This is a genomic window from Bradyrhizobium canariense, from assembly GCF_019402665.1.
Lineage (GTDB): Bacteria > Pseudomonadota > Alphaproteobacteria > Rhizobiales > Xanthobacteraceae > Bradyrhizobium > Bradyrhizobium canariense.
In genome coordinates this window covers 1-12,700 of the sequence record NZ_VSST01000049.1, presented here as the reverse complement: position 1 = coordinate 12,700, position 12,700 = coordinate 1, and the positions used below count along the sequence as shown (strand labels likewise).

The window sequence follows — 12,700 nt, the reverse complement described above, 5'->3', positions numbered from 1 at the left end:
CCATGCCCGTCGCCACCTGCCCCGTCACCATCCGTATCCAGCAAGACGATTTCGACATCGCGCGCGAGATCGCGGTCCTGACCGGGAACCGCACCGACATCGGTGCGGTCGTGAGCTTTTCCGGCATCTGCCGCGGCGACGAGGACAGCGCGAAGATCGCCGCACTCTCGCTCGAGCATTATCCTGGCATGGCCGAGGAAGAGATCAGGCGCCATGCCGACGAGGCCACCTCGCGCTGGCCTCTCAACGGCGTCACGGTGATCCATCGCGTCGGCCGGTTCATGCCCGGCCAGAACATCGTGCTGGTGCTGACCGCCTCTCAGCACCGCCAGGCCGCGTTCCAGGCAGCCGAGTTCCTGATGGATTATCTCAAGACCAACGCGCCGTTCTGGAAGAAGGAAGAGAGCGCCACCGGCACCGGCTGGGTCGAGGCCCAAGCCCGCGACGACGAAGCCGCCGCACGCTGGACCCGATCCTGATGGCAACAACATCCAAAAAGACCGTGCGCGGCCGCGCCGCGCCAAAGCTCGCGAAAGTGGGCCGCGGCGAGCTTCTCACGCTCGTCGATTTCGTCCGCTATGCGGTGAGCCGCTTCAATGAGGCCAAGCTTGCCTTTGCCCATGGCACGCCCGATCCGGTCGCGGAAGCGGCCTTCCTGGTCTGTGAAGCCCTGCATCTGCATCCCGAGCAGTTCGAGATTTTTGCCAACGCGCGCGTCACGGCCGCCGAGGGCAGGATCATCATCGATCTCATTCATCAGCGCGTCACCACGCGCAAACCGGCCGCCTATCTCGTCAACAAGATCTACATGCGCGGCCTGCCGTTCTATGTCGACGAGCGCGTCATCGTTCCCCGCTCCTTCATCGGCGAGCTCTTGGAGTCGCATTTCGGCGGCGACGGCGAAGCCGGCTCGCTGATCGACGATCCCAGCGCCGTCGAGCGCGTGCTCGATCTCTGCACGGGATCGGGATGCCTCGCGATCCTCGCCGCGCATCATTTTCCGAACGCCACGATCGACGCCGTCGATATCTCCAAGGGCGCGATCGACGTCGCCAGACGGAATGTCGGCGAATACGGGCTCGATGACCGGATCAGCCTGCATCGCGGCGACCTGTTCGCCCCGCTCGGTGACGCCAAATACGACCTGATCATCACCAACCCGCCTTATGTCGATGCCGAAGGCATGGCGGCGCTGCCGCCGGAGTGCCGGGCCGAGCCGAAGCTCGCCTTTGACGGCGGCGCCGACGGTCTCGACGTGGTGCGCCGGATCCTGCGCGACGCGCCCGACCACCTGACGCCGGATGGCGGGCTGATCTGCGAGATCGGACGCGGCCGCGAACTGGTCGACGAGGCCTTTCCTGAATTACCGCTGCTCTGGCTCGACACCGAGGACTCAGAGGGCGAAGTGTTCTGGATCGCGGCCGCCGATCTCGGCTGATCCATCACGGCGGGCAGACCTCGTCGGAACAAGTCAAATACCGCCACGTTCATCCCCCGACGAATTTTCTCGCACTCGGAGGATAACCGCATGCTTGCGCCATCGGGCGAATTGCTGCGCGCCGGCGTCGCGCTCAAGCTCAACCATCTCAAGCGCGCTGCCCAGTCCTATGCCCGTGACCGGAGCAACCAGGCCACGGGCCGCATGACGTCGTATGCGGCTGCGGCCGGACTGCTCGCGGTTGCGGGCTTGTTTGTCGTCGCAGCCTTCTTCGTCGGCCTAATTGCCCTGTACCGCTGGATTGCAATCCATTACGGGCAATTCTGGGGGTTCGGCGCCGTCGGCGGCGTGCTCCTGGTCCTGGCCGCCGCCTGCGCCGGCGTGGCCATGGCCCAGATGAAGCGCAAGACCAAGCCGATCGTGCCGCTTGCCAGCCGCCTGCGCGTGGCTATCGCCACCCCGCGCATCCCGCGCGGAACGGTGAAGGAGGCGGTGAAGGAGGTCGCGACCACAATTCCCCTGGCGCCGCTCGCGCCGGGCGAACGCGGACATGAAGGAGGACATGGCGGCAGCACGTGGCCGGCTCGGTCCAACCGGCCCGTGCAACTCGGGCTGATGCTCGCGGCCGTTGGGCTGGTCGGGCTCACGGCCGCGCGCCGGCGGCGTCACGGCCACCGAGCGGATACCTGAAAATGCGTATGCGGCGCGCCGAGCAATTCGACAGCTGGCTGTTAGTGGCAGCCACGACCGTGTTCGTGCTCACCGCGGAACGGTATTTCCAGGATTCTGGCCTGGTCAGGGCGGGACCTCCGCAAGACCACCGCAACGGCGAGGCGAATTCGCCGGAAACGAGCCCGACGGGCGCAGCCTCGCAGCCCGGCCGCGGCCGCCGCGCGAAAAACCCGTTCGCAATCCCGTGGGCAGGCTGGAAGGACATCTTCTGGCGCACCTATCAGCGCATCGACGAGGATCGCCTGCTCGCGACCGCCGGCGGCGTCGTCTTTTTCGGGCTGCTCGCGATCTTTCCCGCCATCACAGCTTTGGTTTCATTCTATGGCCTGTTCGCCGATCCCTCGACAATCAGTTCCAACCTGCAATCGCTCGCGATGATGCTGCCCGAGGGTGCGTTCCAGATCGTCGAGGACCAGGTGGCGCGCGTCGTGTCGCACGGCGGTGCGACGCTTGGTGTCACCTTCCTGTTTGGCCTCGTGCTCGCGATCTGGAGCGCCAATGCCGGCGTCAAAGCCATCTTCGATGCCCTCAACGTCGCCTATGAGGAGCGTGAAAAGCGCAGCTTCATCCGGCTGAACACGGTCTCGCTGGCCTTCACGGTCGGTGGCATCGTTGCCCTGCTGCTGATGGTGGGCGCCGTCGTCGCCTTCCCGCTCGCGCTCAACCACCTCGGCATGGCGCCCGAAAGCAAGCTGATCGTGGCGCTGGCGCGATGGCCGGTGCTGTTCGTCATTCTCCTTGCGGCGCTCGCCGTCCTCTACCGCTTCGCGCCCAGCCGCGATGCCCCGCGCTGGCAATGGCTGAGCCCCGGCGCGGTGACGGCCGCGATCCTCTGGATCGCCGGCTCGGCGCTGCTGTCCTGGTACCTTTCGGAGTTCGCCAATTACAATGCGACCTACGGTTCGCTCGGCGCTGCGATCGGCTTGATGATGTGGATGTGGATGTCGGCGATCGTCATCATGTTCGGGGCCGAGCTGAATTCGGAGATCGAACGGCAGACCCTGCGCGACACGACCACCGGGGCACCCAAGCCGCTTGGCACCCGCGAGGCCGTCTCGGCCGACACGGTCGGCGCTGCGGCGCCATCCTGACTCCGCGATTGGGTCGCTATCCCCTCGAATCAACAATGATGTTAAGCTCATGCCGCTTGGGGGAGCATGCGGCGTGACGGGTTCGAGACGCCACCCGTGTTTTCCCGGTCAGGCAGTCAGCACTTGAGGCGTAACGCGCGGCATGATTCGTATTTCGACGATCTTCATCGCCATCTGCATGGTTCTGGTCGCCGCCTCGCTCGGGCTCGTGCTCTACGCGGTCGCCGGCATCAGCGGAACCGAATCCGCGATCGTGGCGCTAACGGCGCTGACCTTCCTGATCCTCTACAATGCAGTCTCGATGCGCCTGCGCGACCGCAGCGACGTCGGCGGCCAGATCACCGATCTTTCGCGCGGCACCGCCGACCTCGCCCGCCAGGTCGCCGAGTTCGGCCGCCGGCTTGCCACGATCGAAGCACGCATCGCCTCCTCCAATTCGGCCAACTCAGACCGCATTCAGGCGGTGGTCGGCGAGATCAACGAGCTCGGCGGATTGGTCAGGCAGCTCGCCACCACCGTCTCGGCTCATGAGGATCTGATGGCCGGCAACGCGCCGCTCCCGGCCCCAGCTCCGGTCGCAAGGCAGGAGCAGGACGCGTCGCTCGACCTGATGGCCCCGTTCGAAGAGGAGCGGTCGGCTGCCCCTCCCCCGGCACCCGCGCCGACGCCACGGCCGGCGGCACCGGCGATCCAGACCCAGAGCGCCAATCCGGTTCAGACCGCCAACGGCCGCAACCAGACCCAATTGCTGGCGACGCTCCGCAACGCGATCGACGAGAACCGCATCGACATCTTCCTCCAGCCGATGGTGACGCTGCCGCAGCGCAAGGTCCGCTTCTACGAGGCCGTGACGCGCCTGCGCGACGAGCGTGACCAGCTGGTCGCGGCCGAGGAGTTCATCAGCATTGCGGAGGCCTCCGGCCTGATCGGGCGCATCGACAACATGGTGATGCTGCGGTGCGTGCAGGTGCTGCGACGCCTGATGGTACGCAACAAGGAGGTCGGCGTGTTCTGCAACGTCGCGGCTTCCACGCTCGGCAATTCCACGACCTTCGCGCAATACCTCGATTTCCTCGAGGCCAACCGGGCGCTGGCGCCCTCGCTGGTGCTGGAATTCAAGCAATCGACCTTCCGCAATCTCGGTCCGGCCGAGACCGAGAATCTCGCCGCGCTCGCCCAGCGCGGTTTCCGTTTCTCGATCGACCATGTCACCGATTTGCGGATCGAACCGCGCGAGCTCGCCGATCGCGGCGTGCGCTTCATCAAGGTGCCTGCCTCGCTCCTGCTCGACCCCAGGCAGGCTTCGGCCTCGGATATCCACCCGTCCGATCTCTCCGACCTGCTCGGCCGCTTCGGCATCGACCTGATCGCCGAGCGGATCGAGGGCGAGCGCGCCGTGATCGACCTGCTCGACTATGACGTGCGGTTCGGCCAGGGGTTCCTGTTCGCGCCGCCCCGGCCATTGCGGCCGGAGGGGTCATCTGCTACCGCCGCGCCGAACCAGGCACAGGACACTCAGGGATCCAATGGCTCCGGCATACCGAGCTCAAGCGCAACGTCGGCTGCGTCTGCGCCACAGCGCGTCACCGGCAGCGCCGCGCTCGCGCGCCGCATCTGATCGGCCCCACGCATCATGACCACGCTGCATTTCGCTGAAAGCCTGCGTGAACTCGTGGCGGGCGTGGACGTCGTGCTCAGCGACATCTGGGGCGTGGTCCATAACGGCCTCGAATCCTTCCCCGAAGCCTGCGACGCGCTGCACACCTATCGCAGCCGCGGCGGTACGGTCATCCTGATCACCAACGCGCCGCGCCCGGCCGACTCCGTGCAGCGTCAATTGCGCAAGCTCGGCGTCGCCGACGAGACCTACGACGCGATCGTGTCTTCAGGCGATCTGACGCGGCTCTATGTCGCCGACCATCCCGGCCGCAAGATGTTCTGGCTCGGCCCCGAGCGCGACAACTCGATCTACCGCGGCCTCGATGCGGTGACCGCGCCGCTGGAGGAGGCAGACTACATCGTCTGCACCGGTCTCTATGACGACGAGACCGAGACGGCGGAAGACTATCGCGGCATGATGCTGAAGGCGCGCGAGCGCAAGCTGACGCTGGTTTGTGCCAACCCCGACATCGTGGTGGAACGCGGCGACCGCCTGATCTATTGCGCCGGCGCGATCGCGGAGCTCTATCGCGAGCTCGGCGGCGAGGTGATCTTCTACGGCAAGCCGCACCGGCCGATCTACGAGCGCGCGATGGCGCTCGCCGGCGAACGCCAGGGCCACCAGATCGACCGCAAAAAGGTGCTCGCGATCGGCGATTCCGTCCGGACCGACCTCACCGGCGCGCGCGAGTTCGGCATCGATTGCCTATTCGTGACCCGCGGCATCCATGCCGAGGAGTTCGAGGGTCTCGACCAGCTCGACCCGGCTTCGGTGCTGGAATTGTTCGGCCATCCGCCAAAGGCGCTGATGCGCGAACTGAAGTGGTAGCGAGTTGATCGTCATTCCGGCTTGATATCGGGCATCGATTCCAGAACGACGAACCAGACGCAGAAAGCCCGGGACAACCGCCCGGGCCTTCCGAATTCAACCGATGGCTTCGAGCGCGCCTTACGCGCTCGCCATGTCCGGGAAGACCGCCTCGATCTTGGTCTTCAGCGTCGCCGCGTTGAACGGCTTGACGATGTAGTTGTTCACGCCGGCCTTCTTGGCCGCGATCACGTTCTCGGTCTTTGATTCGGCCGTGATCATGATGAAGGGCGTGGTGGCGAGGTTCGGATCCGCGCGCACTTCGCGCAGCAGGTCGTAACCCGTCATCGGCTCCATGTTCCAGTCGGAAATCACGAGACCGTACTTCTTGCCACGCATCTTGTTCAGCGCTGCCGAACCGTCGCTTGCATCATCGATATTCTCGAAGCCAAGCTGCTTCAGGAGGTTCCTGATGATACGGATCATGGTGCTGTAGTCGTCAACCACCAGAACCGACATCGACAAATCAACCGCCATCTCGACTCCCCCAACGCAAACCCAGGAAATATTACGATCGGACCTGCCGGGCCGGAGCCCCGCGGTTCCACGCTCCAAGGACTAGCACCAAGGCGTTAAACAGCGCGTTAACTGGGAACGCCCCCGGTGGACTGAAATCACCTTCGATGCGGCCGCCCCCCTCCCGCTTGACTTCATCCGGCCCGTCGCGCCACGGTCCCGGCCGGTCCCGCCGGTTCGAGAATTCCCCTGATGGCTCCGCATTTTACCGTTATCCGCGACACCACGCCGGACTCCGCCATTGCAAGGGGGGCCGTGGTCGCCATGGGCAATTTCGACGGCGTTCATCTCGGCCATCGCGCCGTGATCGCCGCAGCCCTGGAAATGGGCAGGATCCATGGCCGCCCTGCGCTGGCATTGACCTTCGAGCCGCATCCGCGGCGGTTTTTCAGCCCCAACACCCCGCAATTCCGCCTGACGGACGAGCGTGCCAAGCTGCGGCTTCTGGCCGGCACCGGACTTGACGGCGCCGTGGTCATGACCTTCGACAAGTCCCGCGCCGGGACCAGCGCGCAAGACTTCATTCACCATGACCTGATCGGGCGCCTGGGCATCGGCGGAATCGCCGTCGGCTACGACTTCCACTTCGGCAAGGGTCGCGTCGGCTCGCCGAGCCTCCTGGTCAACGAGGCGCCCCGGCTCGGCATCGAGGTCGACGTGCAGCCGCATGTCGACATCGACGAGCGGCCGGTCTCGTCCAGCGCGATCCGGATCGCGCTCGCAGAAGGCCAGATCGACGAGGCCACGGCCATGCTCGGCGCGCCCTGGTTCATCACCGGCGAGGTCATCCACGGCGAGAAGCGCGGCCGCGACCTCGGTTATCCCACCGCCAATATCCGCCTCGATGCCAATTGCGGCCTCAAGCACGGCATCTATGCGGTGCGGGTCGGCCGCGGCGCGGAGCGGCTGGACGGGGTGGCAAGCTTCGGCCGCCGCCCGACCTTCGATAACGGCGCGCCGCTGCTGGAAATCTTCCTGTTCGACTTCAAGGGCGATCTTTACGGACAGACGCTCGACTGCGCCTTTATCGGCTTCATCCGCGAGGAGCTGAAATTCGACGGCCTGGATGCCCTGATCCGCCAGATGGACGACGATTCCGCCCGCGCCCGCGCCATGCTCGCCGCCGCCCCGGACGCGTTTCCGCGGCTTGGCATCATCGATTGAGGCCGGAAACCGGCCCCCGAACCTTTTGCGCTTCCCTTAGCCCCCTGCTATGGAGAGCCCATGTTTGCGCGGCGCATCATAGGGATTAGCGGCCCGGCTTCCGCCTGAGCCTTCGGCTCGGCGCAAGACCGGGATGTTGTCGTTTCACCCGCGATTCCGCATCGCCATCCGTTCCCGCGCCCTTCCGAGCCAGTCAGCCTCATGTCCGACAAGCCACAAAAGTCCCAAAAATCCGAAGCCAAAGACTATTCGAAAACCCTGTTCCTGCCGCAGACCGAATTCCCGATGCGCGCCGGCCTGCCGCAGCGCGAGCCGGAGCTGCTGAAATACTGGAACGACATCGGCCTCTACGACAGACTGCGCCAGCAAGCCCAGGGCCGCGCCAAATTCGTGCTGCATGACGGCCCGCCCTACGCCAACGGCAACATCCATATCGGGCACGCGCTGAACAAGATCCTCAAGGACGTCGTGACCAAGAGCCAGCAGATGCTCGGCTTCGACTCCAACTATGTGCCTGGCTGGGACTGCCACGGCCTGCCGATCGAATGGAAGATCGAGGAAGAGAACTACCGCTCCAAGGGCAAGCAGAAGCCCGACTTCCGCGACTCCGCCGCGATGGTGGCGTTCCGCAAGGAATGCCGCGCCTATGCGACGCACTGGATCAACGTGCAGCGCGAGGAATTCAAGCGCCTCGGCATCATCGGCGACTGGGATCATCCCTATCAGACGATGAGCTATCCCGCCGAAGCGCAGATCGCCCGCGAGCTGATGAAGTTCGCCGCCAACGGTACGCTGTATCGCGGCTCCAAGCCGGTGATGTGGAGCGTGGTCGAGAAGACCGCGCTCGCCGAGGCCGAGGTCGAGTACGAGGACTACACCTCCGACATGGTGTGGGTGAAGTTCCCCGTCACGTCCCCGGCACATGGTGCGCTCGCCAATGCTTCGGTCGTGATCTGGACCACCACGCCCTGGACACTGCCCGGCAACCGCGCGATCTCGTTCTCACCGAAGATCGCCTACGGCCTCTACAAGGTGACGGATGCAGCCGCGGACAATTGGGCGAAGACCGGCGATCTCCTGATCCTGGCCGATGCGCTTGCCGCAGAGGTGTTCAAGCAGGCGCGCGTCACGGCCTATGAGAAGCTGCGCGACATTCCCGGCGATACGCTGGACGCCGTGGAGTGCGCTCATCCCTTGCGCGGCCTCGATGGCGGTTACGCGTTTATCGTGCCGCTGCTCGCCGGCGAGCATGTCACCGACGATACCGGCACCGGCTTCGTGCACACCGCGCCGAGCCACGGCCGCGAGGACTTCGACGTCTGGATGGCCAATACCCGCGAGCTCGATGAACGCGGCATCTCGACCGCGATCCCCTACACTGTCGACGAGAACGGCGCCTATACCGCGCAGGCCCCCGGCTTCACCGGCAAGCGCGTGCTCAACGACAAGGGCGAGAAGGGCGATGCCAATGAGGCCGTGATCAAGGCGTTGATCGAGGCCGGCAAGCTGCTCGCGCGCGGCCGCCTCAAGCACCAATATCCGCATTCCTGGCGCTCGAAGAAGCCGGTCATTTTCCGCAACACGCCGCAATGGTTCATCGCGATGGACAAGGACATCAGCGAAGATGGCCATGCCAAGAAGGGCGATACACTGCGGGCCCGTGCGCTGCATGCGATCTCGGTCACGCAATGGGTGCCGCCGTCGGGTGAGAACCGCATCAACGGTATGATCGCCAACCGTCCGGACTGGGTGATCTCGCGCCAGCGCGCCTGGGGCGTTCCGATCGCCGTGTTCGTGCGCGAGAAGAGCGACGGCTCGGCCGAGATCCTGCAGGACGAGATCGTCAACCAGCGCATCGCCGAGGCCTTCATGGAGGAAGGCGCCGACGCCTGGTACATGGAAGGCGCCCGCGAGCGCTTCCTTGGATCGCGCGCGAGCGAAGACTGGAAGAAGATCGACGACATCTGCGACGTCTGGTTCGATTCCGGCTCCACGCACGCCTTCGTGCTCGAGGACCGCCAGAATTTCCCGCAGCTCGGCAACATCGTTCGCAAGGTCGACGGCGGCGACGACACCGTGATGTATCTCGAAGGCAGCGACCAGCATCGCGGCTGGTTTCATTCCTCGCTGCTGGAGAGCGCCGGCACGCGCGGCCGCGCGCCCTATGACATCGTGCTCACCCACGGCTTCACGCTCGACGAGAACGGCCGCAAGATGTCGAAGTCGATCGGCAACACCGTCGAGCCACAGAAGGTGATCAAGGATTCGGGCGCGGATATCCTGCGCCTGTGGGTCTGCGCCACTGACTATGCCGACGACCAGCGCATCGGCCCGGAGATCCTGAAGAACACCATCGAGACCTATCGCAAGCTGCGCAACACCGTGCGCTGGATGCTGGGAACGCTGGATCACTACAAGCCCGCCGACGCAGTCGCACCCGCCGACATGCCTGAGCTCGAACGGCTGATGCTGCACGAGCTCGCGGTCCGTGCTGCCGTCGTCCGCAAGGCCTATCAGGAGTTCGACTACAAGACGGTGGTCGCAACCTTGTCCGCATTCCTGAACAGTGAGCTCTCCGCGTTCTATTTCGACATCCGCAAGGACACGCTGTATTGCGATCCGCCCTCCTCGCCGACGCGCAAGGCGGCGCTGACCACGATCGATCTGTTGTGCAGCTCGATCCTGAAATGGCTGGCGCCGATCCTCAGCTTCACCGCGGAGGAAGCCTGGCGCATGTACAGGCCCGGCGCCGAGCCCTCGGTGCACCTGACGCAGTTTCCCGACGACCTCGAAAGCCTGCGCGACGACAAGCTCGCCGCGAAGTGGGAAGCGATCCGCAACGTCCGCCGCGTCGTCACCGGTGCGCTGGAGCTCGAACGCGCCGCCAAGAACATCGGCTCGTCGCTGGAGGCCTCGCCGGTGATCTATGTCGCCGACCGCGACATGCTTGCGACGCTGTTCGACACCGACCTCGCCGAGATCTGCATCACCTCGAACTACGAGGTGCGCGAGGACGAGGCGCCGGCTTCCGCATTCCGTCTCGATGCCGTTCCCGGCATCGCTGTCGTGGTGGAGAAGGCGGTCGGCACCAAATGCGCCCGTTCCTGGAAGATTTCGCCGACGGTGGGTGAAGACCCCGAATACCCCGACGTCACCCCGCGCGACGCCAAGGCGCTGCGCGAATGGAAGGCGCTGGGGGTGAGTGTCTAACTTCGTGTCGTCCCGGCGGAGGCCGGGACCCATAACCACGACCGCCGATTGCAGCGAAGGCTGATGACCACGAGTCCCTCAAACAACTTCCGCCTCGGAGTATGGGTCCCGGCCTTCGCCGGGACGACGGCGGTGTTTGTAGTGGAGATAGAGATCTCCCCTGCATGACCCCGCTCCGCGCCGGCATCCTCGCGGCCCTGCTCACGCTGGTGGCCGACCAGGCTTCAAAGCTCTGGCTGCTGAATGTGTTCGACCTTGCCCGTCGCGGCGCGGTCGAGGTGACGCCGTTCTTCGACCTGGTGCTGGCCTGGAACATCGGCATCAGCTTCGGCTGGCTCCAGAACGACGGCCAGGCTGCGCAACTGGCGCTGATGGCCGTGAAGGTCCTAGCCGTGGTTGCGCTGGCGATCTGGATGGCCCGCTCGCACACCCTGCTGGCAACCATCGCGCTCGGCCTGATCATCGGCGGCGCCATCGGCAATGGGATCGATCGCCTCGCCTATGGCGCGGTGGTCGATTTCGCCCTGTTTCACGTCGAGATCGGCGGAAAGACCTATAATTGGTACGTGTTCAACCTCGCGGACGTGGCCATCGTTGCTGGCGTGGCGGCGCTATTGTATGATTCCTTCCTGGGGGTACCCGCCGCAAAAGCGCCCTGATCCCGGCCGATACGGACCGGCAGGCGGACCCTTGTTTTTGCGAGGGATTATGCCGCGCGAGAGCGGCAAACTGCCACAATTTGGAACAGGTACAGTGATGCGCAGCTCGAAGACCAGCAGTTCGATGGTTGGAGATCCCGGGCAAGGGTTCTGGCGGGCATTGAAATTGTCCGCTGTCGCACTCGGCATCGGTCTCGTCATGTCGGCTGGCGCCGCCCGCGCCGGTGACGACGGCGAGGACGATGACGATATGACCTTCGAAGAGAAGCTCATCGACAATCTGATGTCGGGCATCGGCGCCAAGAGCATGGAGAAGAAGGGTATTGAGTACCGTGAGCGGTCGCCGCTGGTGGTACCGCCCAAGCTCGACCTGCCGCCGCCCGCCGGCACCGAAGCCAAGAACGCGCCGAACTGGCCGAAGGACCCGGACGAAAAGCGCCGCAAGGAGGCCATCGCCCAGCGGAAAAAGGCCGTCAAGGCGACGGAGAATTGGCAGGCAGGCCGGACGTTGTCGCCCGCCGAGATGGAGGTCGGCAGAACAGCTGCACCCGAGCGCACGAGCAACGACCCCATCCAGCCGGGCACCAACGGTAACCCGTCGCTCAGCCCCGCTCAGCTCGGTTTCACCGGCGGTCTATGGGGCATGATGTCGAACAACAAGGGCGAGGCCAAGCAATTCACGACCGAGCCGCCGCGCCAGTCGCTGGTCGAGCCGCCGCCGGGCTACCAGACGCCGTCGCCGAGCTACGCCTATGGCGCCGGAGAGGACAAGACGAGGCGGACCTATTTCGACATCATGTCCGGGAAGGACAAGGAACAATAACGCTCCTGTCACTTTGCGATATCCCGACAGACGCGGTCCCGCGCCGACGGCTCGTGCGCGCCGGACGCGGTCTTTAATTGCTTATCAGTAACTTGCGCCCGAGTTGAGTTCTCTGCTTCGTGACGCGAAGCGTTTGCCGCACGGTGTACCATGCCGTGCCTCCGAGCCGGACATCCGGGCTCGGCCTTTCATAAGGATCATGATGTCCTCTTACCGATCGGCTGCCCGCCTCCTTGCCGCGCTGCTTTCGACGAGTGTCCTCACGGCCGGCGCATCTCTTGCGCAGACCACGGTGACATCGGCTCCGCCCGCCAGCTTCACGCTTGGAAACGGCATGCAGGTCGTGGTGATTCCCGACCACCGCACGCCCGTCGTCACGGAAATGATCTGGTACAAGGTCGGCTCGGCGGACGAGACGCCGGGCAAGTCCGGGCTCGCGCACTTCCTCGAGCACCTGATGTTCAAGGGCACATCGAAGCATCCGGTCGGCGAATTCTCCCAGACCGTGCTCCGCGTCGGGGGCAACGAGAACGCCTCGAC

General features: G+C 65.0%; 12 protein-coding genes. 11 read left to right on the top strand and 1 reads right to left on the bottom strand.

Translation table 11 applies throughout. The features are described 5' to 3' along the window. Positions 1-2 precede the first annotated feature (2 nt). From FXB41_RS25355 to FXB41_RS25330, 6 genes are all read left to right on the top strand, one after another. Entirely contained in the window at positions 3-479 is a 477-nt protein-coding gene (locus FXB41_RS25355; RefSeq protein ID WP_219683626.1) for a molybdenum cofactor biosynthesis protein MoaE, read from the top strand. Continuing rightward, positions 479-1,438: a 50S ribosomal protein L3 N(5)-glutamine methyltransferase gene (prmB, locus tag FXB41_RS25350; RefSeq protein WP_219683624.1), complete on the top strand. Its 960-nt coding sequence runs from the start codon at positions 479-481 to the stop codon at positions 1,436-1,438. The genes FXB41_RS25355 and prmB overlap by 1 nt, the downstream gene beginning before the upstream one ends. Positions 1,439-1,528: 90 nt before the next feature. After that, on the top strand, positions 1,529-2,128 hold the full coding sequence (locus tag FXB41_RS25345) for a hypothetical protein (protein WP_007596868.1): 600 nt from the start codon (positions 1,529-1,531) through the stop codon (positions 2,126-2,128). A 2-nt stretch (positions 2,129-2,130) separates the two neighbouring features. Beyond that, entirely contained in the window at positions 2,131-3,261 is a 1,131-nt protein-coding gene (locus FXB41_RS25340) for a YihY/virulence factor BrkB family protein (RefSeq protein ID WP_219683623.1), read from the top strand. 142 nt (positions 3,262-3,403) lie between these two features. Next, positions 3,404-4,879 carry an EAL domain-containing protein gene (locus FXB41_RS25335; protein ID WP_219683620.1) on the top strand — a complete coding sequence of 492 codons (1,476 nt, stop codon included), beginning with the start codon at positions 3,404-3,406 and terminating at the stop codon, positions 4,877-4,879. Positions 4,880-4,894: 15 nt separating this feature from the next. Beyond that, a complete protein-coding gene (locus FXB41_RS25330) occupies positions 4,895-5,749 on the top strand; it encodes a TIGR01459 family HAD-type hydrolase (protein WP_007596875.1) in 855 nt (284 codons plus the stop codon). Positions 5,750-5,869: 120 nt separating this feature from the next. Here FXB41_RS25330 and FXB41_RS25325 read toward each other — a convergent pair whose 3' ends face one another. Continuing rightward, positions 5,870-6,265: a response regulator gene (locus FXB41_RS25325; RefSeq protein WP_007596883.1), complete on the bottom strand. Its 396-nt coding sequence runs from the start codon at positions 6,263-6,265 to the stop codon at positions 5,870-5,872. 231 nt (positions 6,266-6,496) lie between these two features. On the opposite strand from FXB41_RS25325, the gene FXB41_RS25320 reads away from it, so the two are divergent. From FXB41_RS25320 to FXB41_RS25300, 5 genes are all read left to right on the top strand, one after another. Then, the gene (locus FXB41_RS25320; RefSeq protein WP_007596884.1) at positions 6,497-7,468 is read left to right on the top strand and encodes a bifunctional riboflavin kinase/FAD synthetase; all 972 of its coding nucleotides are present in this window, start codon (positions 6,497-6,499) and stop codon (positions 7,466-7,468) included. A 201-nt stretch (positions 7,469-7,669) separates the two neighbouring features. Then, entirely contained in the window at positions 7,670-10,678 is a 3,009-nt protein-coding gene (ileS, locus tag FXB41_RS25315; protein WP_219683618.1) for an isoleucine--tRNA ligase, read from the top strand. A gap of 164 nt (positions 10,679-10,842) precedes the next feature. Beyond that, positions 10,843-11,337 carry a signal peptidase II gene (gene lspA / locus FXB41_RS25310; protein ID WP_219683616.1) on the top strand — a complete coding sequence of 165 codons (495 nt, stop codon included), beginning with the start codon at positions 10,843-10,845 and terminating at the stop codon, positions 11,335-11,337. A 97-nt stretch (positions 11,338-11,434) separates the two neighbouring features. Continuing rightward, positions 11,435-12,160 (top strand): hypothetical protein, encoded by a 726-nt coding sequence (locus tag FXB41_RS25305; protein WP_007596887.1) that lies wholly within the window; start codon positions 11,435-11,437, stop codon positions 12,158-12,160. A gap of 199 nt (positions 12,161-12,359) precedes the next feature. Then, positions 12,360-12,700, top strand: a 341-nt coding sequence (locus FXB41_RS25300) for a M16 family metallopeptidase (RefSeq protein WP_219683614.1), incomplete at its 3' end; no start/stop codon positions are given.

What these genes read in the sequence shown, in the direction of transcription:
- prmB (WP_219683624.1), top strand. Translation starts at nt 479, where the DNA reads ATGGCAACAACATCCAAAAAGACCGTGCGCGGCCGCGCCGCGCCAAAG.
- FXB41_RS25345 (WP_007596868.1), top strand. Translation starts at nt 1,529, where the DNA reads ATGCTTGCGCCATCGGGCGAATTGCTGCGCGCCGGCGTCGCGCTCAAG.
- FXB41_RS25320 (WP_007596884.1), top strand. Translation starts at nt 6,497, where the DNA reads ATGGCTCCGCATTTTACCGTTATCCGCGACACCACGCCGGACTCCGCC.
- FXB41_RS25335 (WP_219683620.1), top strand. Translation starts at nt 3,404, where the DNA reads ATGATTCGTATTTCGACGATCTTCATCGCCATCTGCATGGTTCTGGTC.
- FXB41_RS25355 (WP_219683626.1), top strand. Translation starts at nt 3, where the DNA reads ATGCCCGTCGCCACCTGCCCCGTCACCATCCGTATCCAGCAAGACGAT.
- FXB41_RS25325 (WP_007596883.1), bottom strand. Translation starts at nt 6,265, where the DNA reads ATGGCGGTTGATTTGTCGATGTCGGTTCTGGTGGTTGACGACTACAGC.
- ileS (WP_219683618.1), top strand. Translation starts at nt 7,670, where the DNA reads ATGTCCGACAAGCCACAAAAGTCCCAAAAATCCGAAGCCAAAGACTAT.
- FXB41_RS25330 (WP_007596875.1), top strand. Translation starts at nt 4,895, where the DNA reads ATGACCACGCTGCATTTCGCTGAAAGCCTGCGTGAACTCGTGGCGGGC.
- FXB41_RS25340 (WP_219683623.1), top strand. Translation starts at nt 2,131, where the DNA reads ATGCGTATGCGGCGCGCCGAGCAATTCGACAGCTGGCTGTTAGTGGCA.
- FXB41_RS25305 (WP_007596887.1), top strand. Translation starts at nt 11,435, where the DNA reads ATGCGCAGCTCGAAGACCAGCAGTTCGATGGTTGGAGATCCCGGGCAA.
- lspA (WP_219683616.1), top strand. Translation starts at nt 10,843, where the DNA reads ATGACCCCGCTCCGCGCCGGCATCCTCGCGGCCCTGCTCACGCTGGTG.